17 protein-coding genes are annotated in these 23,444 nt (G+C 53.4%); 9 read left to right on the top strand and 8 right to left on the bottom strand.

The features are described 5' to 3' along the window. Nucleotides 1-38: 38 nt before the first annotated feature. The 5 genes from HMPREF0673_RS04305 (at nucleotide 39) to HMPREF0673_RS04290 (ending at nucleotide 6,865) form a co-directional block, all read left to right on the top strand. The gene (locus HMPREF0673_RS04305; protein ID WP_410517972.1) at nucleotides 39-1,469 is read left to right on the top strand and encodes a sensor histidine kinase; all 1,431 of its coding nucleotides are present in this window, start codon (nucleotides 39-41) and stop codon (nucleotides 1,467-1,469) included. Between the two features lie 39 nt (nucleotides 1,470-1,508). Beyond that, nucleotides 1,509-1,658, top strand: coding sequence for a hypothetical protein (locus tag HMPREF0673_RS14135; protein ID WP_007898504.1), 150 nt, complete (start codon nucleotides 1,509-1,511; stop codon nucleotides 1,656-1,658). Nucleotides 1,659-1,753: 95 nt separating this feature from the next. Further along, nucleotides 1,754-5,491, top strand: a complete 3,738-nt coding sequence (gene purL / locus HMPREF0673_RS04300) for a phosphoribosylformylglycinamidine synthase (protein WP_007898501.1) — start codon at nucleotides 1,754-1,756, stop codon at nucleotides 5,489-5,491. Nucleotides 5,492-5,682: 191 nt separating this feature from the next. Beyond that, complete coding sequence (locus HMPREF0673_RS04295; protein WP_007898499.1) at nucleotides 5,683-6,228, top strand: chromate transporter; 546 nt, start codon at nucleotides 5,683-5,685, stop codon at nucleotides 6,226-6,228. A gap of 61 nt (nucleotides 6,229-6,289) precedes the next feature. After that, nucleotides 6,290-6,865 carry a chromate transporter gene (locus tag HMPREF0673_RS04290; RefSeq protein WP_007898497.1) on the top strand — a complete coding sequence of 192 codons (576 nt, stop codon included), beginning with the start codon at nucleotides 6,290-6,292 and terminating at the stop codon, nucleotides 6,863-6,865. 61 nt (nucleotides 6,866-6,926) lie between these two features. Here the strand turns inward: HMPREF0673_RS04290 and HMPREF0673_RS04285 are convergent, their stop codons facing one another. After that, complete coding sequence (locus HMPREF0673_RS04285) at nucleotides 6,927-7,961, bottom strand: M28 family metallopeptidase (RefSeq protein ID WP_007898496.1); 1,035 nt, start codon at nucleotides 7,959-7,961, stop codon at nucleotides 6,927-6,929. Nucleotides 7,962-8,125: 164 nt separating this feature from the next. Here HMPREF0673_RS04285 and gpmI point away from each other — a divergent pair, with 164 nt between their 5' ends. After that, nucleotides 8,126-9,643: a 2,3-bisphosphoglycerate-independent phosphoglycerate mutase gene (gene gpmI, locus HMPREF0673_RS04280; protein ID WP_007898494.1), complete on the top strand. Its 1,518-nt coding sequence runs from the start codon at nucleotides 8,126-8,128 to the stop codon at nucleotides 9,641-9,643. Between the two features lie 207 nt (nucleotides 9,644-9,850). Here gpmI and HMPREF0673_RS04275 read toward each other — a convergent pair whose 3' ends face one another. Both HMPREF0673_RS04275 and alaS read right to left on the bottom strand, forming a co-directional pair. After that, entirely contained in the window at nucleotides 9,851-10,429 is a 579-nt protein-coding gene (locus HMPREF0673_RS04275; RefSeq protein WP_007898492.1) for a sugar transferase, read from the bottom strand. A gap of 299 nt (nucleotides 10,430-10,728) precedes the next feature. Next, nucleotides 10,729-13,350 (bottom strand): alanine--tRNA ligase, encoded by a 2,622-nt coding sequence (gene alaS / locus HMPREF0673_RS04270; protein WP_007898491.1) that lies wholly within the window; start codon nucleotides 13,348-13,350, stop codon nucleotides 10,729-10,731. Nucleotides 13,351-13,446: 96 nt separating this feature from the next. Here alaS and HMPREF0673_RS04265 point away from each other — a divergent pair, with 96 nt between their 5' ends. Together HMPREF0673_RS04265 and HMPREF0673_RS04260 are read left to right on the top strand one after the other, a co-directional pair. Next, the gene (locus tag HMPREF0673_RS04265; protein ID WP_007898490.1) at nucleotides 13,447-13,794 is read left to right on the top strand and encodes a MerR family transcriptional regulator; all 348 of its coding nucleotides are present in this window, start codon (nucleotides 13,447-13,449) and stop codon (nucleotides 13,792-13,794) included. A gap of 339 nt (nucleotides 13,795-14,133) precedes the next feature. Next, a complete protein-coding gene (locus HMPREF0673_RS04260) occupies nucleotides 14,134-16,317 on the top strand; it encodes a family 20 glycosylhydrolase (RefSeq protein ID WP_007898486.1) in 2,184 nt (727 codons plus the stop codon). A gap of 90 nt (nucleotides 16,318-16,407) precedes the next feature. Here the strand turns inward: HMPREF0673_RS04260 and HMPREF0673_RS04255 are convergent, their stop codons facing one another. The 5 genes from HMPREF0673_RS04255 to HMPREF0673_RS04235 form a co-directional block, all read right to left on the bottom strand. Continuing rightward, complete coding sequence (locus HMPREF0673_RS04255) at nucleotides 16,408-18,684, bottom strand: RelA/SpoT family protein (protein WP_007898485.1); 2,277 nt, start codon at nucleotides 18,682-18,684, stop codon at nucleotides 16,408-16,410. Nucleotides 18,685-18,754: 70 nt separating this feature from the next. Then, on the bottom strand, nucleotides 18,755-20,080 hold the full coding sequence (locus HMPREF0673_RS04250; RefSeq protein ID WP_007898484.1) for a lytic transglycosylase domain-containing protein: 1,326 nt from the start codon (nucleotides 20,078-20,080) through the stop codon (nucleotides 18,755-18,757). 16 nt (nucleotides 20,081-20,096) lie between these two features. Then, entirely contained in the window at nucleotides 20,097-20,762 is a 666-nt protein-coding gene (locus HMPREF0673_RS04245) for a DUF5683 domain-containing protein (RefSeq protein ID WP_245544226.1), read from the bottom strand. 79 nt (nucleotides 20,763-20,841) lie between these two features. Next, a complete protein-coding gene (locus tag HMPREF0673_RS04240) occupies nucleotides 20,842-21,762 on the bottom strand; it encodes a ParB/RepB/Spo0J family partition protein (protein ID WP_007898482.1) in 921 nt (306 codons plus the stop codon). Then, nucleotides 21,737-22,546 carry a ParA family protein gene (locus HMPREF0673_RS04235; RefSeq protein ID WP_007898481.1) on the bottom strand — a complete coding sequence of 270 codons (810 nt, stop codon included), beginning with the start codon at nucleotides 22,544-22,546 and terminating at the stop codon, nucleotides 21,737-21,739. The genes HMPREF0673_RS04240 and HMPREF0673_RS04235 overlap by 26 nt, the downstream gene beginning before the upstream one ends. A gap of 99 nt (nucleotides 22,547-22,645) precedes the next feature. On the opposite strand from HMPREF0673_RS04235, the gene surE reads away from it, so the two are divergent. Continuing rightward, complete coding sequence (gene surE, locus HMPREF0673_RS04230) at nucleotides 22,646-23,413, top strand: 5'/3'-nucleotidase SurE (protein WP_007898479.1); 768 nt, start codon at nucleotides 22,646-22,648, stop codon at nucleotides 23,411-23,413. Nucleotides 23,414-23,444 lie beyond the last annotated feature (31 nt).

Here is a 23,444-nt window from a genome sequence, read left to right as displayed (position 1 = left end):
GTGGGTATGGCAGGATGCCATACCCTCCTAAATTACTAATTATGAAGATATCTGTCGGCAAAAAACTATACCTCAGCATCCTCTCGGTGTTCCTTGTGTTCGCCGTGGCGTTCATCGTGTTCCAGCAGGAGCGCGAGAAACAGTTCAAGATTGACACGCTCAACCTGAAGTTGCAGGACTACAACTCGCGCATGGAGGAATATCTGCGCCTCTTCCCCGACTTCTCGGAGGAGGCGCTCGACCGCTATGTAGAAACCCACTACATACAGAATATACGCGTGACATTGATACGCGCCAATGGCGATGTGCTCTACGACAGCAAGCTGAAGGACTACTCGCACATCAACAACCACTCTACACGACCGGAGATAGCAGCGGCACTGAAGCACGGTGCAGGTTCGACCGTCGACCGCAATAGCGAGACCGTACACGGCGACTTCTTCTACTCTGCCACCTACTTTCCCAAGCAGCAGCTCATCATACGCTCCGCCCTGCCCTACACGAGCGACCTCGCACGCTCGCTGCAAGCCGACCAGCACTACATCTGGTTCGCCATAGGAGCCATACTGCTGCTCACCATCATACTCTACCGCTTCATCAGCCGACTGAGCGACAACATCACGAAGCTACGCACGTTCGCCTCAAGAGCCGACCACAACGAGTCGCTCGACACGGAAGACCTCGCCGTGTTCCCCAACGACGAACTGGGCGAGATAGCCGAGCGTATCATCAAGATATACAAGCGATTGCAGACCACACGCCGCGAGCAGGACGTGCTGAAACGACAGCTCACGCAGAACATAGCACACGAGCTGAAGACACCCGTGGCAAGCATACAGGGCTATCTGGAGACCATACTCGAGAACCCGAACATCAACGATAGCACACGCGAGCAGTTTCTGCAGCGTAGCTACGCACAGAGCCAACGCCTCACCTCGCTGCTGCAGGACATCTCTACGCTCAACCGCATGGACGACGCACCGGAGATGATGAGCGAGGAGAACGTGAACATATCGGACATCGTATCGAACATACAGAAGGAGACGGCACTGCAACTGCAGCAGAAGGAGATGAAGTTCTGCAACCGCTTGCAGCCGAACATCGTGGTGCGCGGCAGCACGAGTCTGCTCTACAGCGTGTTCCGCAACCTCACCGACAACGCCATCGCCTACGCCGGTGTGGGCACAACGATAACCATAGACGCAGAGCTAAGCTCCGACGAGCTGTTCGACGACCACCGCAAGTGGCACTTCACCTTCTCCGACAACGGCGTGGGCGTGCCATCGGAGCATCTGTCACGCATCTTCGAACGCTTCTACCGCGTGGACAAAGGACGCTCGCGCAAGATGGGCGGCACCGGACTCGGGCTCGCCATCGTGAAGAACGCCGTACTGTTGCACGGCGGAACTATCAGCGCACACAACAACGAGGAGGGAGGACTTAGATTCGAGTTCACACTCAGAGCTTAAACCATCCGCATCGACCGATGCAGACATCTGCGTCGACCGTTGCAGACATCCGCGTCGACCGATGCAGACATCCGCGTCGACCGATGCAGACATCCGCGTCGACCGTCGCAGACATCCGCGTCGACCGATGCGGATGCTCTGCCCTTTACCTACACACTCGAGAATATTCACAATCTATCTATCAAATAATCAAAATAACCATGCAAACATGCGCTCATTTTGCTAAAAAGTCGTAACTTTGCAGACAACAAAATGTTTTTCATCCAAAACAATATACAAGCAGTATGATTCTATTTTTCATGACTCCAAGCAAGAGCGTGATTGCTACAGCAGCAGATCACAAGCTCTCACAAGACGAGATCAATGAACTGTGTTGGCTTTACGGCGGTGCCACTCTCATCGAGGGTGAGACTGTCGAGGGCTTCTTTGTGGGTCCACGCCGCGAAATGATTACTCCATGGAGTACGAATGCCGTAGAGATAACTCAGAATATGAGCCTCCACGGCATTTCGCGTATTGAGGAGTACTTCCCCGTAAGCTCGAAAGATGCCGACCACGACCCTATGTTGCAGCGCATGTACGAGGGTCTCGACCAAGACATCTTCACAGTGAACCACGAGCCGGAACCAATCAAGCGCGTGGAGAACATAGAAGAATACAACGAGCAGGAGGGTCTGGCACTCTCAGCCGAGGAGATTGAGTATCTGCACAAGATAGAGAAGGAGCTTGGCCGCCCGTTGACAGACTCTGAAATCTTCGGTTTCGCACAGATCAACTCTGAGCACTGCCGCCACAAGATTTTCGGCGGTACGTTCATCATCGACGGCAAGGAGATGGAGTCGTCGCTGTTCGCTATGATCAAGCAGACAACAAAGGAGAACCCCAACAAGATTCTCTCTGCATATAAAGACAATGTGGCTTTCGCGCAGGGTCCGGTTGTGGAGCAGTTCGCACCGCACGACCAGTCGACATCCGACTACTTCCAGGTGAAGGACATCGAGAGCGTTATCTCGCTGAAGGCAGAGACACACAACTTCCCGACTACCGTGGAGCCGTTCAACGGTGCAGCTACCGGTACCGGTGGCGAGATTCGCGACCGTATGGGCGGCGGTGTAGGCTCATGGCCTATCGCCGGAACAGCCGTGTACATGACAGCCTATCCGCGTCTTAAGGACGACGACAACCTCACACGCGACTGGGAGGACATCATGCCCGTACGCAAGTGGTTGTACCAGACACCGGAGCAGATTCTCATTAAGGCTTCTAACGGTGCGTCAGACTTCGGCAACAAGTTCGGTCAGCCGCTCATCACCGGTTCGGTGCTCACCTTCGAGCATCAGGAAGGCGCAGAGAAGTACGCTTACGACAAGGTAATCATGCTCGCCGGCGGCGTAGGCTACGGCACAAAGCGCGACTGTCTGAAGAAGGAACCGCAGAAGGGCAACAAGGTTGTCGTTGTAGGTGGCGACAACTATCGCATCGGCTTGGGTGGCGGTTCGGTATCTTCTGTTGACACTGGTCGCTACAGCAACGGCATCGAGCTGAACGCCGTGCAGCGTGCCAACCCCGAGATGCAGAAGCGTGCATACAACCTCGTTCGCGCCCTGTGCGAAGAGGATGTGAACCCGGTGGTTTCTATCCACGACCACGGTTCGGCTGGTCACCTCAACTGTCTCTCGGAACTTGTAGAGGAGTGCGGTGGCGAGATTGATATGAGCAAGCTGCCTATCGGTGACAAGACACTGTCTGCAAAGGAAATAATCGCCAACGAGAGCCAGGAGCGCATGGGCTTGCTCATCGACGAGAAGCACATCGACCACGTACGTCGCATCGCAGAGCGCGAGCGTGCTCCGCTGTACGTTGTGGGCGAAACAACCGGCGACGCCCACTTCTCATTCAAGCAGGGCGACGGCGTGAAGCCTTTCGACCTCGACGTGGCTCAGATGTTCGGTCACTCGCCGAAGACCATCATGCGCGACGAGACCGTAGAGCGCCACTACCGCGACGCTGAATATACACACGAAGAGACATCGGAGAACGGCAAGGACGACGTTCTCGACAAATACGTAAGCCGCGTGCTGCAGCTTGAGGCTGTGGCTTGTAAGGACTGGTTGACAAACAAGGTGGACCGCTCCGTAACCGGTAAGATAGCACGCCAGCAGTGTCAGGGCGAGATTCAGCTGCCGCTCTCAGACTGCGGTGTTGTAGCACTCGACTACCGCGGCAAGAAGGGTATCGCTACGGCTCTCGGACACGCTCCGCAAGCTGGTTTGGCATCACCCGAGGCAGGTTCTGTACTCTCTGTAGCAGAGGCTCTGACCAACATCGTTTGGGCACCGCTCGCCGACGGACTCAATAGCCTTTCGCTCTCTGCCAACTGGATGTGGCCGTGCCGCTCGCAGAAGGGCGAGGACGCTCGTCTGTACAGTGCTGTGAAGGCTCTCAGCGAGTTCTGCTTGGCTCTGAAGGTGAACGTACCGACCGGTAAGGACTCTCTGTCGCTCACCCAGCAGTACCCGAACGGCGAGAAGATCATCGCTCCGGGCACAGTAATCGTGAGCGCAGGCGGCGAAGTATCGGACATCCGCAAGGTTGTTTCGCCGGTACTCGTGAACGACAAGAACTCATCACTCTACCATATCGACTTCTCGTTCGACGAGCAGCGACTCGGAGGTAGCGCATTCGCACAGAGCCTCGGCTTCGTGGGCGACGACGTACCGACCGTGAAGAACCCGGAATACTTCGCCGACTGCTTCAACGCGGTTCAGGAGATGATAGAGAAGGGCTGGATTATGGCAGGTCACGACATCTCTGCAGGCGGTCTGATCACCACATTGCTCGAGATGTGCTTCGCCAACACTGAAGGCGGTATGCACGTCAACCTCCACAGCCTCGCGGGCAACGACGTCATCAAGATGCTGCTTGCCGAGAACCCGGGCGTTGTTGTTCAGGTTTCGGACAAGTACAAGGAGGAGTTCAAGGAGTACATGGAGGAGAACGGCATCGGCTACGCAAAGATCGGTTACCCCACTCCGGCAGAACGCACCATCGTCATCAAGAAGGACGAGTACACACATACATTCGACATCGACGCACTGCGCGACACATGGTACAAGACATCGTACCTGCTCGACCGCGACCAGAGCTTCAACGGTTGTGCTGCAAAGCGCCGCGACAACTACAAGAAGCAGCCGGTTGAAATGCAGTTCCACCCGTCGTTCAAGGGCTCGCTCGAGAGCTACGGCATCTCGGCTGACCGCCGCACAGCGTCGGGCATCAAGGCTGCAATCATCCGCGAGAAGGGCACGAACGGCGAGCGCGAGATGGCTTACTCGCTCTACCTCGCAGGCTTCGACGTGAAGGACGTGATGATGACCGACCTTATCACCGGTCGCGAGACACTCGAGGACGTGAACATGATCGTCTTCTGCGGTGGCTTCTCCAACTCGGACGTTCTCGGTTCGGCTAAGGGCTGGGCAGGCGCATTCCTCTACAACCCGAAGGCTAAGGAGGCACTCGACAAGTTCTATGCTCGCAAGGACACTCTCTCGCTCGGTATCTGCAACGGCTGCCAGCTCATGGTAGAGCTGAACCTCATCAACCCCGACCACGAGAAGCGCACACGTATGCTGCACAACGACTCGCACAAGTTCGAGAGCAACTTCCTCGGTGTTGAAATTCCGCAGAACAATAGCGTGATGTTCTCATCGCTCAGCGGCGACAAGCTCGGCATCTGGGTAGCTCACGGCGAGGGCAAGTTCTCGCTGCCAGAGTCAGAGGACAAGTACAACGTTGTGGCTCGCTACAACTACGCCGAGTATCCGGGCAACCCGAACGGTTCCGACTACAACGTGGCTGGTATCTGCTCGGCTGACGGACGCCACTTGGCAATGATGCCGCACTTGGAGCGTGCCATCTTCCCATGGCAGAACGCCTGGTACCCGGCTGACCGTCGTCAGGACGACGTGACTCCGTGGATTGAGGCATTCGTAAACGCACGCCAGTGGATTGAGAAACAGTAACGACAACTCTCAAACTTAACAACGTTTCGCAACCGCGAAACATAAAAAACTCCCACAGAATTAGCGAAATTCTGTGGGAGTTTGCTTTAAATAATGTACCTTTGCAGACGACAGAAGTGCACGCTTCGGGCATAACGCCCGAAATACACTTCACAGAACTAACAATAAAGGCGATTTCATAGCAAAACAGTATGCAGAACTTTTACTTAGCAGCGTTCCGCGTGTTCTTCAAGATAGGCATCTTCACGCTCGGCGGTGGCTACGCAATGATACCACAGATAGAGGCAGAAGTGGTGAACAGGCACAAATGGATGACGCGCGAGGAGTTTCTCGACCTTATCGCCGTGGCGCAATCGTGCCCGGGCGCATTGGCAGTGAACATGAGTGTGTTCATCGGCTATCGTATGCGCAAGCTCGCCGGTGCCATCTGCGCTACGCTCGGCGTCACCCTCCCCTCGTTCCTCATCATCCTGCTCATCGCAATGTTCTTCCACCAGTTCCAGGACAACGCTGTGGTGGCATCGGCATTCAACGGCATACGCCCTGCGGTGGTGGCTCTGATTGCCGCCCCCGTGTTCACACTGGCAAAGTCGGCACGCATCGCCCTCACCAACTGCTGGATACCCGTAGGCAGCGCACTGCTGATATGGCTCCTGGGCGTAAACCCTATCTACGTGCTCGTAGTGGCAGGAATGTGCGGCTACCTGTACGGCATCCTAATCAAACCAACAGAATAGTAAATATTGAGTTATTCAATGGTGAATTCAAAACTCAAAATTCAAAATTCAAAATTCAACAATGATATACCTCCAGCTATTTCTTACGTTCTTCCAGATCGGACTCTTCGGATTCGGTGGCGGCTACGGTATGTTGTCGCTCATACAGAACCAGACGGTGTACAACCATGCGTGGCTCACAGCACCTGAGTTCACGAACATCGTGGCTATAAGCCAGATGACACCAGGTCCGATAAGTATCAACGCAGCTACATACTGCGGATACACCGCCATACACAAAGCCGGCATGGGCGAATGGGCATCCATCTTGGGTAGCGCGACAGCGACGTGCGCCCTCGTGCTGCCGTCGTTCATACTTATGATTCTCATCTGCCGTGTATTTATGAAGTACATGAACACGCCGACGGTGCAGAACATCATGTCGGGTCTGCGCCCTGCCGTGGTAGGACTCATCGCTGCAGCAGCCCTTCTGCTTATGACCCCCGAGAACTTCTCGTCGCCAGCTATCAACCCGTGGAACTTCTGGGTGAGCATCGCCATTTTCGTAGCAACATTCGTAGGCACGAAGTTCGTGAAGATAAACCCGATGAAGATGATAAGCTGGGCTGCGTTCGCAGGACTCATGCTGCTGTATTAACTCTCAACGAATAAAAAAGCGTGATGGAGCACTGCAAACAGTGCTCCATCACGCTTTTTTATTAATATTCCGCTTCGTTCGCCAAGTGCCACGTGGTGAGGTACGACGCACGGGTGATGTCCGTCAGTTTCGGATAGTTCACCGTGTCAGCCTCATCCGACGGAAAGTTGTAGTTGGGCTGACCGCCGGTGTGATACCACACGATAGGCACACCCTTCAAGTGGAACGACTGTTGGTCGCTGCCACCGACGGGATTGTCCCAAGCACGGTAGTCGGGGTCGAAGCAGAAGTTGTGCTTCGCCATGTCTGCCTTAAGCCACTCGCCAAACTTCGGATGCGCAGCCGTGAAGAAATACATGAGATAGCGACTGTCCGTACCGCTGCCCACCATATCGAAGTTGAGGTAGCCCTTCACGTTCTGCATGTCCTTATAGTTGTCGGTGAAGTAGCGCGAACCGAGCAGTCCGAACTCCTCGCCGTCCCAGAATGCGAACACGATAGTGCGCTCCGGCGTTGCGCCACTCGCTACGAAAGCCTTCATTATCTGCAGCACTGCAGCCACACCCGACGCATTGTCGTCGGCTCCGTTGTATATCTTGTCGCCTTCGAGGTCGCTGTACACGCCCTCATGGTCGAGATGCGCCCCCACAACAACCATCTCATCGGTCTTCTTACCCGGCAGCACCGCGAGCACATTGCTAAGGTGCATCGTACGGTGCACCTGCTTCTTTATCTCGGCTATCGAGTCAGCCTCAACGAAGTAGCGCACACCGCTCTTTAGCTTCTGCACGGCGCAAGCCTCGAAAGGCTGCTCATACGACTCGAAGAAAGGCTTCAAACCTGCCTGGCGCATCTGTGAGATGATATACTGCTTGGCGATGCACGAGCCACGCTCGCCAGCACGACGACCCTCCAAGAGGTCGTCGGCAAGGAAATATACGTGCGCACGAGCCGCATCCTCAGTGATGGAACGCAAGCCGGCATCACACTGCGCAGCCAACTGTTTCTCCACTTTCGCCGACTTCTTCTGAGCGGCTTCAACAGTAGTCGCACCACTAAGAACGATAGCAGCCGACAACAATAGTTTATTTATCATATTCGAGTATTATACCGTTAGTCAGTAATAAAGTTTAAACCAATGCAAAAGTAACGAAAAAACATAAGAATACCTCATCAAGAGTGGATAATTTATGGATTATTTGTTGTAACTTTGCACGTAAATAGGAAACATTATTTTAACATAATAACATACACAGAATTATGGCAAAGAAAGCTTTATTGATGATCCTCGATGGATGGGGCATCGGCAAACATGGCAAAGGTGACGTTATCTACAACACACCGACTCCGTATCTCGACTACCTTACAGCAGTGAGCGCACACTCACAGCTCCTCGCATGCGGCGAAGACGTAGGTCTGCCGGAGGGTCAGATGGGTAACTCTGAGGTTGGCCACTTGAATATCGGCGCTGGCCGTATCGTTTACCAGGACCTCGTTAAGATTAACCGCGCTTGCAAGGACGGCTCTATCCTCCAGAACAAGGAGATCGTTAAGGCTTACAGCTACGCTAAGGAGAACGGCAAGAAGCTCCACCTCATGGGCCTCACCTCTACCGGCGGTGTACACTCTTCGCTCGACCACCTCTTCAAGTTTATCGAGATTGGTAAGGAGTACGGCTTGAACGACGTTTACGTACACTGCTTCATGGATGGCCGCGACACCGACCCGAAGTCGGGCAAGGGCTTCATCGAGCAGGTTCAGGAGTGCTGCGACAAGAACGGTGCGCACATCGCAAGCATCGTAGGCCGCTTCTATGCAATGGACCGCGACAAGCGTTGGGAGCGCGTAAAGGAAGCTTACGACCTGCTCGTTGAGGGCAAGGGCAAGCAGTCTGACGACATGGTGAAGGCAATGCAGGAGAGCTACGACGAGGGCGTAACCGACGAGTTCGTTCTTCCTATCTGCAACTCTACCGTGAACGGCAAGATTGAGGAAGGCGACGTTGTCATCTTCATCAACTACCGCAACGACCGCGCCAAGGAGCTTACCGAGGTGCTCACACAGAAGGAGCACGAGGAGGCTGGTATGCACACTATCAAGGGTCTGCAGTACTTCTGCATGACTCCGTACGACGCATCGTTCACCGGCGTTAACATCCTCTTCCCGAAGGAGAACGTAGCAAACACTCTCGGCGAGTATCTCTCTGCTCAGGGCAAGCGTCAGCTTCACACTGCAGAGACAGAGAAGTACGCTCACGTAACATTCTTCTTCAACGGTGGCCGCGAGACTCCGTACGAGGGCGAGGACCGCATCCTTGTTCCGTCGCCGAAGGTTGCTACATACGACCTGAAGCCGGAGATGAGCGCATACGAGGTGAAGGACAAGCTGGTTGGCGCTATCAACACTCAGGAGTACGACTTCATCGTTGTTAACTTCGCTAACGGCGACATGGTAGGTCACACTGGTATCTACAACGCTATCGCTAAGGCTGTACACGCTATCGACAACTGCGTTAAGGACGTAGTAGAGACTGCTAAGGCTAACGACTACGAGGTTATCATCATCGCTGACCACGGTAACGCTGACAACGCTATCAACGAGGACGAGACTCCTAACACAGCTCACTCGCTCAACCCGGTTCCGTTCATCTACGTAACCAACAACAACTCGGCTACCGTTAAGGACGGACGCCTCGCTGACGTGGCTCCTTCTATCCTCCACATCATGGGTCTGGAGAAGCCGGAGGAGATGACTGGCGAGAACCTTATCTGCGACTAAGCAGTAAATAGTTGAGAATTGAAAGTTGAAAGTTGAATCATAACTTACGACTAACGAATAAAGCAAAACGCGCGCAACTGAATGGTTGCGCGCGTTTTTTGTTATTATGTAACTTAGGAGGATGCGTGGTTATTGCTATAGCAGGATGCGTGGTTATAGCAAGAGCGTGGTTATGGCAGGATGCCATAACCTCCTATGCGTGTACCATCAGAATTTCTTTCCAAATACGATACTTATGAATGTCTTTGCGAGCACGGTAAAGTCGAACCAAAGCGACTGGTGCTCAAGATAATAAAGGTCGAGCTCGAGGCGACGCAACATCTTCTCTATGGTGTCGGTGTAGCCGTTGTAGAGCGTTGCGTAGGAGGTGACGCCTGGGCGGATAGCGTAGAGTTGCTCATAGCGCGGGTCGCGCTCCATAATCTGGTCGATGTAGAATTTGCGTTCGGGACGATAACCGATGAACGCCATATCGCCACGAACTACATTCCACAACTGCGGCAGCTCATCGAGATGATGGGCACGCAAGAACCGACCCACACGCGTGAGGCGCGGGTCGTTCAAAGCTCCTTCGAGCAACAACTGCGGTCCGTCTTTCTCGGCGTCGCGCGTCATGCTGCGGAACTTATATATGTAGAATGGCTTGCCGTGCAACCCAATGCGCTCCTGCCGATATATCGTTGGCGCACCGTCTTCGAGCCAAATGGCAACGATGCAAATCAAAAATAACGGCGCAAAGACAACGAGGCACACAGCAGCTATTATGAAGTCGAGAACTCTTTTCATCTGTTATGTCTACGTATGCGATAGTCCGAAAGCCATGAGAACGTTTTCATGTGCATCATATTATATAGTATGATATTACGAATGTGCCGGACATCTTTGCAAAGGTACTCCTAAAATTGCAGAATAGAGAATTATATGCAGAGTATTTCACGTTGTGAAACACTTGTTAACTATTCGGGTTAATGCGAAGGAGAGAAAAGAATAGAAAAAGGGCATATAATAAAGGCTACGGCAAGAATGCCGTAGCCTCCTATGTGGGTGTGCGTGATGCGGGCTGGAATGCCCGCACCTCCTATTGATTAGAGCTGCGCAAGCTCTACAACCTTATCTACGGCAGCAGAGAGTCCGTCGACGTTCTTGCCGCCAGCCTGAGCGAAGTGAGGCTGACCGCCGCCACCGCCCTGGATGAGCTTGGCAGCCTCGCGAACCATCTGACCAGCGTTGAGCGAGTGATCTTTCACGAGGTCGTCGCTCATGCAGACGTTGAGCATCGGTTTCTCATGAGCTACCGAGCCTACAACGGCGAGCAGGTTAGCCGGAACAGCCTGGCGCAGCTTGAACATGAGGTCCTTGGCAGCAGCCGGTTCCAGCGGGAGGACAGCAGTGATGACCTTCACGCCGTTCACCTCGCGTGCCTTAGCGATGAGGTCGTTCTTTGTGCGCTCTACGGCAGCAGCCTGGAACTGCTCGATACTCTTCTTCATAGCGTCGTGCTCCTCGATGTACTTGCCGATGACACCCTGCAGGTCCTTTGCGTTGTTGAACAGACCGCGGATAGCCTTCAGCATGTCCTCGATGTCGTACATCAGTTCCTCACACTCCTTGCCGGTCTTTGCCTCGATGCGGCGGATGCCGGCAGCTACGCTGCTCTCAGAGATGATCTTGAACATACCGATGCGACCAGTCGACTGTGCGTGGATACCGCCGCAGAACTCGCAGCTCGGACCGAAGCGCACTACGCGCACCTTGTCGCCGTACTTCTCGCCGAAGAGGGCGATAGCGCCGAGCTTCTTAGCCTCCTCGAACGGAGTGTCGCGATGCTCGTCGAGCGGCAGGTCCTGACGGATGAGGTCGTTGACGAGACGCTCTACCTTGCGCAGTTCCTCGTCAGTCACCTTGGTGAAGTGAGAGAAGTCGAAACGCAACGTTGTGGGCGATACGAATGAGCCCTTCTGCTCTACGTGGTCGCCGAGCACCTGCTTCAGAGCGTAGTCGAGCAAGTGGGTAGCGGTGTGATTGGCAGCCGAGCCCTCGCGAGCGTCTACGTCTACGCAAGCCATGAAATCGGCTTCCGGGTTCTTCGGCAGAGCCTTCACGATGTGTACCGACTGTCCGTTCTCGCGCTTTGTGTCGGTGATTGTAACGGTCTCGTCCTCGCTAACGAGCACGCCGGTATCGCCTACCTGACCGCCCATCTCTCCGTAGAACGGAGTGTTGTCGAGCACGAGCTCGAAGTATGTATTCTTCTTCTGTGTCACCTTGCGGTAGCGCAGGATGTGGCACTCGTATTCGGTGAAGTCGTAGCCTACGAACTGCTGTTCGCCCTCGCGCAGGATAACCCAGTCGGAGTTCTCAACAGCGGCAGCGTTGCGTGCGCGTTCCTTCTGCTTCTGCATCTCGGCGTCGAACTCGTCTGCGGCAACGGTGAATCCGTTCTCGCGGCAGATAAGCTCGGTGAGGTCGAGCGGGAAACCGTATGTGTCGAACAGACGGAATGCCTGCACGCCGTCAAGTTCTGTCTTGCCCTGCTTCTTCAGTTCGTCCATAGCCGAGTTGAGCATGTTGATGCCCTTCTCGAGAGTGCGCAGGAACGAGTCTTCCTCCTCCTTTATAACGTGGAGGATGAGGTCGTGCTGAGCCTTCAGCTCGGGGAACGCCTCGCCCATCTCGCGTGTGAGCACGGGGATGAGCTTGTAGAGGAAGCCCTCCTTCTGTCCGAGGAAGGTGTATGCGTAGCGCACTGCACGGCGCAGGATGCGACGGATTACGTAGCCTGCCTTAGCGTTGGAAGGCAGCTGACCATCGGCGATAGAGAACGCTACGGCACGCAGGTGGTCGGCGCAGACGCGCATAGCCACGTCGGTCTCCTCCTTCTCGCCGTACTTCATGCCAGTGATAGCTTCCTCTTCCTTGATAATAGGCTGGAAGATGTCGGTGTCGTAGTTGGAGTGCTTGCCCTGCATGGCGCGTACGAGGCGCTCGAAGCCCATACCGGTATCGATAACGTGCATCGGCAGCGGAACGAGCGAGCCGTTAGCCTTGCGCTCGTACTGCATGAACACGATGTTCCATATCTCGATAACCTGCGGGTCGTCCTTGTTCACGAGTTCGCGTCCGGGCACCTTTGCCTTCTCCTCTGGTGTACGTGAGTCGAGGTGAATCTCCGAGCACGGACCGCAGGGACCCGTATCGCCCATTTCCCAGAAGTTGTCGTGCTTGTTGCCGTTGATGATGTGGTCGGCGGGCACGTGCTTTGCCCAATATGATGCAGCCTCATCGTCGCGTGTGAGTCCTTCTTCCTCCGAACCCTCGAAAACGGTTACGTAGAGGTCGGCGGGGTTGAGCTTCAACACGTCTACGAGGTACTCCCAAGCGTAGTCGATGGCACCTTCCTTGAAGTAGTCGCCGAACGACCAGTTGCCGAGCATCTCGAACATTGTGTGGTGGTATGTGTCGTGACCTACTTCCTCGAGGTCGTTGTGCTTGCCGCTCACGCGAAGGCACTTCTGTGTGTCGGCACGGCGGCGCGGTTCGGGCTCGCGTGTGCCGAGGATGATGTCCTTCCACTGGTTCATACCAGCGTTTGTGAACATCAATGTTGGGTCATCCTTGATTACCATCGGCGCACTCGGCACGATGGTGTGTCCTTTCAACTCGAAGAACTTCTTGAACGAGTCGCGGATTTCGTTAGCTGTCATCATATTATATAATATTGTCGTTTTGTTTTTTAATTTCTTTCTAAAACGTTTGCAAAGGTACTTTGTTTTGGTTACTTTTGCAAATAAATTGCAAATAATATGGCATTGAATACCAATAAGAACGTGAAGTTGTACTACTCTATTAAGGAGGTGGCTGCTATGTTCGACATACGAGAGAGCACGCTGCGTTTTTGGGAGACGGAGTTTCCGCATCTGAAGCCCAAGACCGTGGGACAGAACGTGCGCCAGTACACGGAGAAGGACATCGAGCAAATTCGCGTGATACACAACCTTGTGAAGGTGCGCGGCTTCAAGCTATCGGCAGCACGCAAGATGCTCAACAAGAACCGCACGGGCGTGGACAAGAGTTCGGATATTCTCGCCACACTCATCAGCGTGCGCGACGAGCTGAAGGAGCTGAAGAAGCAGCTCGACGGGATGGTGTGATGCATAACGCAAGATGCAGATACTACAGAAACACGAGTTGCATGGCAAACCGTAGGAGGCTACGGCATTCCTGCCGTAGCCATTGCAAACAGTAGTAATAAGTTGCATTTCTATTACTAATGGCTACGGCAGGAATGCCGTAGCCTCCTACGATATGCATCGCCAACAAAACTCATCGGACGGCGGACGAAATCCGATCCGACGGCGAACGCAATCCAATCGGGCAGCGGACGCAATCCAATCGGACGGCGTTCGGTGCACGATGGCAATCATAAAGCTTTCACCCTTCCGCCCCACCCTTTACACCGTTAATTTATAAACTAAATCTACAATAAAACAATGAGAAAATTCTTCCTATTGTCTGCCGCTACGCTCCTCTCTGCCGTAGTTTCAGCGCAGACTGTAGCACGTATGGACGACCTGAAACCTGAACAGAAGTCGATGGCTGTAAGCCTCAAGCTCACGGGCGAACTGTCAACGACGGGCAACAGCGACTACCGTCAGTTGCGCGACCTCTGTTTCCAGATGCGCTCAGTAGACCTCAGCGAGGCGCAGAGCACCGCAATCCCTAACAACGCATTCCACTCGCGCCACCAACTTGAGCAGATCACGCTGCCCACGGCAGCGAAATCAATCGGTTCGCAGGCGTTCTTCGCGTGCGACAAGTTGGGCAAGATAACCATTCCGGCTGGCGTAGAGACTATCGGCGCGGCTGCCTTCTCGGGCTGCACGGCGCTGGAGGAGATAACAATCAAGGGCGCTCCGCAGATTGCAGAGTACGCCTTCGCACGACTCGAGGGACTGAAGACCGTGCGCGTCGACTCGAAGGTGCCGCCAAAGGCCGATGCTACGGCGTTCTACGGCATCAACCGCCAGAACGTGAAGCTCATCGTGCCCACAGGCAGCGAGAAACTCTACCGCAAGGCTGCGGGCTGGAGCCTCTTCTTCAACGACGCGAAAGAGAAGTATCAGGTGAGCTACCCACCCTACTGCCTCGTGCCGTTCCCCGCAGAACTGCGACTGCAGAAGGGTGCCGACTTGAAGGTGAAAACCGCCTGGAACATCATAGCTGCCGACGGACTCTCGAACGAGGCTGAGCAGGCGCGCCGCGTGCTCACAGAGCGCATCGGCAACATCGTGAACAGTCGTCAACGCGGCACACAGATTACGCTGGCACTCGACAACTCACTCAGCGACGACGAGGCGTACACGCTCGCTATCAACTCGAAGGGCGTGACGGCGAAGGGCAAGACTGCACGCGGCGTGTTCTACGCGCTCATGACGCTCGACCAACTGCTGCGCGGCAACGGCTCTACAGAGTGTGCCGACGCTATCCCGGCTCTGTTCATCAGCGACAAACCACGCACGCATGTTCGCGAACTGATGGTTGACCCTGCTCGTACGTTTATCCCGTTCGAGGATCTGAAGGCTTTTGTACCCGAGATGGCGCGCTATAAGCTCAACGCCATGCACCTCCATTTGGTTGACGACCAGGCTTGGCGCATCGAGATAAAGAAATATCCGCAGCTCACAGCGCAGGCTTCGTCGCGCTGGGGTCAGGACGACATACAGATGCCGTACAAGGGCTACTACACACAGGAGCAGATGCGCGAACTCGTAAAGCTCGGTGCTGAGTATCACGTAGACATCGTGCCGGAGATTGAGATGCCGGGACACGAGGTAGCTGCCATCAGCGTGTTCCCCGAACTGACATGCCACCAGCGTCAGGTGCCGGTGCGCACAACATGCGGCGTGTCTAACGAACTGCTCTGCCCAGGCAACGACTTCACATACGAGTTCCTTGGCAATGTGTTCAAGGAGATTGTGGACATATTCCCGTCTAAATACATACACCTCGGTGGCGACGAGGCTGGCAACCCGGCGCTCGACTGCTGGACCGACTGCCCGAAGTGTCAGGCACTGAAGCAGAAGCTCGGCATCAAGACCACCGACCGCTCTGAGAACTGGCGTCTGCAAGGCTACTTGTTCGACCGCATGATCGAACTGCTGCGCGACAAGTACGGCAAGACACCTATGTTCTGGTACGAGTCTGACTTCAAGGAGATTCAGCCCGGTTGCGTAACCTTCGCTTGGCGCAGCGGACAGACGCAGGAGGCACTCGACGCAGCCGTGCGCAACAACGCACGCATTATGCTCTGCCCCGGCGAGCACTGCTACTTCGACTACCCAATGTCGAAGGGCGACATGCCGGAGGTGAACTGGGGTATGCCTGCAACGACATTGAAGGACGCCTACTCGCTCGACCCGGCATGGGGCATGAATGAGAAGTTTGAACAGAACAACCTCTTCGGTGTGGCTGGCACACTCTGGAGCGAGTGTATCCCGACCGTTGAGCGCATCTACTACCAGGCTTACCCACGCGCCATAGCTCTCGCCGAAGCCGGCTGGACAAAGCAGCAGAACCGCTCATGGGAGGGCTTCCTCACCCGCTTAAAGCCAACAATGAAGGACATGATGCGCCGTGGCATCACATGCTCGCTCGAAGTGAACGGCGAGAAGTAGGTCACGAAAGTACACTTTGAATGCCTTCTCTGGCAAAAACGCATAAAAAAAATCCGCAATGCTAATCAACAAGCATTGCGGATTTTATATTTATAATATCTGTAGCACCTCTTTGAGGTCTTCAATCTTCTTTAGCTCATCCATGATGACGCTAACCTCGCTGCGATCGTGAACGCGAATCTCAATGGTGCCGTCGAAGATACCATCCTCACTCGAGATTGTGATGCGGTGCATATTGACATCGAGCTTGTCAGATATGACCTCTGATATCTCGCGCAGCATACCCTTGCGGTCGATGCCACGCAACTCGATTGTAGCATCGAAGAACATCACCTTATGCATATCCCACTTCGCATCAAGGATGCGGTTGCCAAAGCTTGCCTTCAACTTTGAAGCCACACTGCAGTCGCGACGGTGAATTTCTATGCGGTTCTTGTTATCGATATATCCCATGATGTCATCGCCCGGTATGGCGTGGCAGCATGTTGGGAAGATGTATTGCGATATATTCTCCTCATTGATAACGACAGGCTTCTTCTTATTAAAGCCCTCGCCAACAACAAACAGTTGGGGCTTCTTACCCTCCTTATTATCGCCCTTCTTGAGAAACGGCACGAACTTGCGCCAACCGCCATTTTGATCGGTTTTACGTTCACGCAGTTCGTCTAAATCCTTATCACCGAGCAAGACAGAACGCTTGCCGAGCATCAAGAAGAGGTCCTCATGCTTCTTCGCCTCATGCAGATCGCAGAGTTTATTGAGCACGGGGGTAGTCATCTCAAGCTCGTTCTTGCGCAACCACTCATCAAGTATCTGTTCGCCACGTTTCTGCAACTCGCGATTGTCGCGACGCAATATCGCCATAATCTTCTGCTTCGCCTTTGCCGTAAACACGAAGTTTATCCACGACGCCTGCACATGCTGCGACTTAGAGGAGAGTATCTCCACCTGATCGCCGCTCTGCAGCTTGTGGCTCAGTGGCACGAGTTTGTGGTTCACCTTTGCGCCGATGCAGTGCGAACCGAGGAAGGTGTGTATCTGAAAAGCGAAGTCGAGAGCTGTACACTGTGCAGGCATTGTCTTTATTTCGCCCTTCGGTGTGAACACGAATATCTCGCTTGCAAAGAGGTTCAGCTTGATGGTATCGAGGAAATCCATTGCGTCGGGCTGTGGGTCGTCGAGGATTTCCTTGATAGTAGAGAGCCAGTTGTTGAGTTCCGAATCTTCATCAACAGTCTCTACGCTCGACTCCAGTCCCTGCTCCTTATACTTCCAGTGGGCAGCGAAGCCCTGCTCTGCCACCTCGTCCATGTGGTCGGAACGTATCTGCACCTCTATCCATTTACCCTGCTTCGACATGAGCGTCACGTGCAGAGCCTGATAGCCGTTCGCCTTCGGGTGGTTCACCCAGTCGCGCAAACGGTCGGGGTGCGACTTATATATCTGACTGATTGCGACGTATATCTTGAAGCACTCGTTGATTTCCTCCGAGCGTTCCTTCGGCGTATAAATTATACGTACAGCAAGAATATCGTAGATTTCGTCGAAGGTGACGTGCTTGTTCTGCATCTTATTCCAAATAGAATAAGGACTCTTCACACGCGCCTTCAGATCATACTTGATGCCCATCTTGTCGAGGGCAGCACGTATCGGAGCGGTGAAGTTTTCAAAGAGCACATCGCGCTGCGCTTGCGTATCTGCAAGTTTTCCTTTTATATAATCGTATTCCTCCGGATGTTCGTAGCGGAACGAGAGGTCTTCAAGTTCGGTCTTTATCTTGTTCAAACCTAAGCGGTTGGCAAGCGGAGCATAGATGTAAAGCGTTTCGCCTGCAATCTTATACTGCTTATTGGCAGGCTGCGATTGTAGCGTGCGCATATTGTGCAGACGGTCGCATATCTTGATAAGGATGACACGTATGTCGTCGCTCATCGTGAGCAGCAACTTCTTGAAGTTCTCAGCCTGCGCTGATGCCTTGTCGCCAAAGATACCGCCCGAGATCTTTGTCAGTCCGTCTACAATCTGCGCTATCTTCTCGCCAAAGATGTTCGAGATATCCTCTACGGTGTAGTCGGTGTCCTCCACTACATCGTGCAAGAGTGCGGCGCAGATACTTGTAGAGCCGAGTCCCATCTCCTCTACGGCGATGCGAGCCACGGCGATAGGGTGCATAATATATGGTTCGCCCGACAACCGGCGCACACCTTTGTGCGCCTGTCGTGCGAAGTTGAACGCCTTTGTTATTATGTCTACCTTCTTTCGGTGACGCGATGCCACGTATATATCAAGTACTTCCTTGAAGGCTTGTTCAATCATTTGGTCATCAGCAAGCTCACGCTGCTTGTCTTTCAGATTTTGGTCGTCCATGATTTAGGTCTCCTATATATTAATAAGGTATATATATGTATGCAGCAGTAGGAAGACTTCCGCATCATTACTACTTGACGCGGAGCTTCTTGCCTGCACGGATATTAGTACCGCTGATATTATTCAGTCGCTTCAGTTTGCTCACTGTTGTTCCACTACGGCGTGCGATTTCAGAGAGTGTGTCGCCTTGGCGTATAGTCACGCTCCTACGACGGCCATTCGAGCCTCTACGTGTTCTCGATTTACTGTGTCTACCTCTGCCTTTAGAGCGGTACGACACGGTTGGGGTCTCTGTGTTCACAGCCACCTCAAGTCGTTTTGTGAGCAGTTCGTCAGGGCGATAGGCGTAGATAGAGTCTTCGTTATCGATGAAATTGCCCACCATAGCCACGGGCAGGCGCAGTGCTGACGGTTTCGTTCTGCCGTTAACCACATTGCGACGATACTGTGGGTTGAGCTGCTTCACCTGGTCGACATCCATACCAAGCACCTTAGCCACCTGCTCGAAGTGTACATCGCGGTTGACTACCACGGTGTCGGTCTTCACGGGCAAGTCGGCACGCATCGGACAGATGTTGTGCTCGCAGTAGTAGTTCATAATATAGTTGGCGGCGATGAACGCCGGAACATAGCCACGGGTCTCCTTCGGCAGATAGGGATAGATGCGCCAATAGTCCTTCTCGCCGTTTGAGCGATGGATGGCTCGGTTAATGGCTTCTGGTCCGCAGTTGTAGGCTGCTATGACAAGGTTCCAATCGCCGAATATCTTATAGAGGTCGCGCAGGTAGTGAGCTGCGGCGTACGATGCACGCACGGGGTCGCGACGCTCGTCGACAAGCGAGTTCACCTCCAAGCCATACTTCTTGCCGGTAGTAATCATAAACTGCCACAGACCAGTGGCACCGACGCGCGAAACGGCGTTCGGGTTGAGTGCTGACTCTATCACTGGCAGATATTTCAGTTCGAGCGGCAAGCCGTAAGACTCGAGTGCCTCCTCGAATATAGGCATATAGAAGTTCTGTGCGCCGAGCATAACGCTCACCGAGCGGCGCAAGCGTCCGCTGTAACGGTCTATGAATTTCTGTACGACATCATTGTATGGCATCTCAATGATTGTCGGCATACGGCTCAGACGTTCTTTATACACCTCCGCACTATACACGGGGTTCACATCGGGCATGTTGCAGTCGAAGTTAACATGCAGATAGGTCTTGCTATTGTAGTTGTTGAGCAGACTATCATAATCGTTGGTAAGTGCCTCGGGCAGGTCGATAACCTCCTGCTTACCATGAGCATCGGTTATAACGATTTCGTCGTCATTATTCTCGCTCTGCGCGAGAGCCAGACTGGTAAAGCCGAAAAATGCTGCGGCTATAAGTATCAGTGATTTATTCATATTCGTTTGTTTGTCTTTAGAAATTCAGGCTACAACTCAATCCCAAGCTATTAGCCTTGAACGGATTTCTTTCGCGGTCGTTGTTGAGTATCGTAGGCTCCACCCTCAAGCTCAAGTCTTTCGAGATATCGAACTCGGAGAGCGATGCATCGACGTAGGCATCGATGATGGAGAGTGCGTAGACTCCCACCAAGCAGAAGAAGCTCAGGTCGCGCCAACGACGAAACTTGTCCTTACGTTTCTTGAAGAGTTGTTGATAGCGTTGTATGTTTGTCTCGTCAATCTTCGCTCCGAGATGCAAGAACTGATTATAGCTCTGCGTGTTCGGGTCGTCGTCCATCAAGTCGAGATACGCCTGCGAATAGTCGGAATACATCTGGTTGTTCCAACGCATGGCATAGGCGCAACCAACGAATCCGCCATACACGATCGGCAGTTTCCAATACTTGCGGTTGTATATCTGTCCGGCACCAGGCAGGACAATAGCGAGCCACATTGCACGCTTCGGGTTGGGTCGCCACGTGCTCCAGTCGCGCTTAGGCTTGCCTATGATGGTGTCGCTGGCTACGAAGATGCTATCGGCTTTTATAGACGTGAACTGAACATCCATACTATCAGCTACGACCTGCTCTTGCGCCTTTGCCGTTGTACCGAACAGCAGCAGAAACGCAGTAAGTGTCAATGTTTGTAATATATATGTAATGTCCTTTTTCACTGTTCTTCTTTATGATTTGTTTATCTACAAGTAACGCACAGAACGTTTACTTCATCTTATCGAACACAGCCATGATATGCTCCAACTCCTCTTCGTTGGCGAAAGGAATGGTTATCTTTCCCTTGCCTTTCGGCGAGCATGTCATCTGCACTTTCGTTTGCAAGAATTCGGAGAGGTGGGTGCGCAGCGCGTTGTACTCCTCTGGAAGCTTCGACTTTGCCACAATCTTCTTCGAGCCACTGTTCACGTCCTCTCCATTCTTCAGCATCTGTGCCATCTCCTCCACCTTGCGTACGGAGTAGCCGTTCTTGAGCACTTCGTTGAAGAGCTTTATCTGCAACGATGGCGAATCGATTGCCAAGATGGCACGAGCATGTCCCATGTCTATCTCTTTCTTCTGCAGGGCTATCTGCACCTGAGCCGGCAGACGGAGCAGACGCAGATAGTTGGTAATGGCTGTGCGGCTCTTTCCTACACGCTCCGACACCTTCTCTTGCGTCATTCCGTCGGCATCGAGCAGATGTTCGTAGGCGAGTGCTATCTCTATGGCATTGAGGTCTTCGCGTTGTATATTCTCAACGAGAGCCATCTCCATAACGTTCTCGTCGGCGATGGTGCGTATGTAAGCCGGAATCGCTGTGAGTCCTGCCATCTGCGAAGCACGCCAACGACGCTCGCCGGCGATAATCTGGAAGCGGTCGTCAGACACCTGACGCAGCGTGATAGGCTGAATAATACCTATTTCACTGATGCTGTTAGCCAACTCCTGCAGTGCTTCAGGGTCGAAGTCGCGGCGGGGCTGATTGGGGTTTGCTTCTATTTGGCTGAGCGGAATTTCATTGATTGTGGACGTACCTTGCGTGCGCACACCACCGGTGTCGATAAGAGCGTCGAGTCCGCGTCCGCCTTCTATCTCGTCGAGTCCGCGTCCTAATACGCTTCTATTGTATTTCTTGTGTACTGCCATCGTCTTGTTTGTTTACTCTTTTTTCGTTTTTGTTGATTATTTCCTTGGCGAGTGCCAAGTGGTTCTTCGACCCTGCCGAGTCGGCATCGTAAAGTATTACGGGGAGTCCATGACTCGGACTCTCGCTGAGCTTCACGTTGCGTTGTATGACAGTCTTGAACACAAGTTCTTGGAAGTGTCGCTTCACCTCGTCGTATATCTGATTGGCGAGGCGCAGACGACTATCGTACATGGTGAGCAGGAAGCCTTCTATCTCCAACGCCGGATTGAGCTTACTCTTTATAATCTTAATGGTGTTGAGGAGCTTTGTAATGCCTTCGAGTGCGAAGTACTCGCACTGCACGGGAATGATGACCGAGTCGGCTGCGGTGAGGGCATTCACGGTGATGAGTCCGAGCGACGGACTGCAGTCGATAAGTATATAGTCGTAGTCGTCGCGTATCTGGTCGAGCATATTCTTGATAACGCGCTCGCGGTTCTTCAGGTTGAGCATCTCGATCTCAGCTCCAACGAGGTCAATATGGCTGGGAATGACGTCGAGCCCGTTGATGTCGGTGGTGTAGACAGCATCGTGTACGTCAGCATGATCGATGATGCACTCGTAGAGCGAGCAGTCAATCTCCTTGATGTCCACACCAAGTCCGCTCGACGCATTTGCCTGCGGGTCTGCGTCCACCACGAGCACCGTCTTTTCGAATGTAGCGAGCGATGCTGCCAAGTTTATTGTTGTTGTTGTCTTGCCTACGCCACCTTTTTGGTTGGCCAATGCTATTATCTTTCCCATTTGAAGTCAAAATTATTCGGCAAAGGTACATATTTTATATGAGAATAGGCTCGTTTAAACCTTTTTTCGTACTTTTGCATAAGAAATAAAACCAAAATTATGAATACGAAAAAGCCATTGATACTGATTTCTAACGACGACGGCTATCATGCCAAGGGTATAAACTCGCTCATTGACATGCTGCGCGACATTGCCGACATCATCGTATGCGCTCCCGAATCGGCTCGATCGGGCTTCGCCACGGCGTTCTCTGCCACAGTTCCGCTACGCCTCAAGCTGCGCCGCGACGAGGTGGGTATGCAGATGTGGTCGTGCAACGGCACACCGGTCGACTGCGTGAAGATTGCGCTGCAGGAGCTATTCGCTGACCGCCTACCCGACATGATTTTGGGCGGCATCAACCACGGCGACAACGCTTCGGTAAATGTTCACTATAGCGGCACAATGGGTGTGACACTTGAGGGTTGCATGAAGTACATCCCGTCTATCGGTTTCTCGCTCTGCGACTTCTCTTCGGATGCCGACTTCGAGCCGCTGCGCCCGTATGTGCGTCAGATTGTGCAAAAGGTGCTCAGCGAGGGTCTGCCCAAGGGCGTGTGCCTGAACGTAAACTTCCCGAAACTCACTGAGTTTAAGGGCATAAAAGTATGTCGTATGGCTATGGGCACATGGTACAACGAATGCGTAAAACAGCGCCATCCGCACGGCTACGACTACTATTGGATGACTGGCTCCTACCGCAACGACGAGCCGGAGCAGGAGGACACAGACAACTGGGCGCTCACACATGGCTACATATCCATCACACCGACACGCATCGATGTTACGGATTATGACCTGCTGCGCAACTGGCAAAACAAGTTTTGAGCCCCTCCCAACCCTCCCCATCGTGGAGGGC

It is taken from the genome of Leyella stercorea DSM 18206, assembly GCF_000235885.1.
Classification (GTDB): Bacteria; Bacteroidota; Bacteroidia; order Bacteroidales; family Bacteroidaceae; genus Prevotella; species Prevotella stercorea.
This window is presented reverse-complemented; position numbering and strand designations above follow the sequence as displayed.

What these genes read in the sequence shown, in the direction of transcription:
- purL (WP_007898501.1), top strand. Translation starts at nt 1,754, where the DNA reads ATGATTCTATTTTTCATGACTCCAAGCAAGAGCGTGATTGCTACAGCA.
- HMPREF0673_RS04295 (WP_007898499.1), top strand. Translation starts at nt 5,683, where the DNA reads ATGCAGAACTTTTACTTAGCAGCGTTCCGCGTGTTCTTCAAGATAGGC.
- HMPREF0673_RS04290 (WP_007898497.1), top strand. Translation starts at nt 6,290, where the DNA reads ATGATATACCTCCAGCTATTTCTTACGTTCTTCCAGATCGGACTCTTC.
- HMPREF0673_RS04285 (WP_007898496.1), bottom strand. Translation starts at nt 7,961, where the DNA reads ATGATAAATAAACTATTGTTGTCGGCTGCTATCGTTCTTAGTGGTGCG.
- gpmI (WP_007898494.1), top strand. Translation starts at nt 8,126, where the DNA reads ATGGCAAAGAAAGCTTTATTGATGATCCTCGATGGATGGGGCATCGGC.
- HMPREF0673_RS04275 (WP_007898492.1), bottom strand. Translation starts at nt 10,429, where the DNA reads ATGAAAAGAGTTCTCGACTTCATAATAGCTGCTGTGTGCCTCGTTGTC.
- alaS (WP_007898491.1), bottom strand. Translation starts at nt 13,350, where the DNA reads ATGATGACAGCTAACGAAATCCGCGACTCGTTCAAGAAGTTCTTCGAG.
- HMPREF0673_RS04265 (WP_007898490.1), top strand. Translation starts at nt 13,447, where the DNA reads ATGGCATTGAATACCAATAAGAACGTGAAGTTGTACTACTCTATTAAG.
- HMPREF0673_RS04260 (WP_007898486.1), top strand. Translation starts at nt 14,134, where the DNA reads ATGAGAAAATTCTTCCTATTGTCTGCCGCTACGCTCCTCTCTGCCGTA.
- HMPREF0673_RS04255 (WP_007898485.1), bottom strand. Translation starts at nt 18,684, where the DNA reads ATGGACGACCAAAATCTGAAAGACAAGCAGCGTGAGCTTGCTGATGAC.
- HMPREF0673_RS04250 (WP_007898484.1), bottom strand. Translation starts at nt 20,080, where the DNA reads ATGAATAAATCACTGATACTTATAGCCGCAGCATTTTTCGGCTTTACC.
- HMPREF0673_RS04240 (WP_007898482.1), bottom strand. Translation starts at nt 21,762, where the DNA reads ATGGCAGTACACAAGAAATACAATAGAAGCGTATTAGGACGCGGACTC.
- HMPREF0673_RS04235 (WP_007898481.1), bottom strand. Translation starts at nt 22,546, where the DNA reads ATGGGAAAGATAATAGCATTGGCCAACCAAAAAGGTGGCGTAGGCAAG.
- surE (WP_007898479.1), top strand. Translation starts at nt 22,646, where the DNA reads ATGAATACGAAAAAGCCATTGATACTGATTTCTAACGACGACGGCTAT.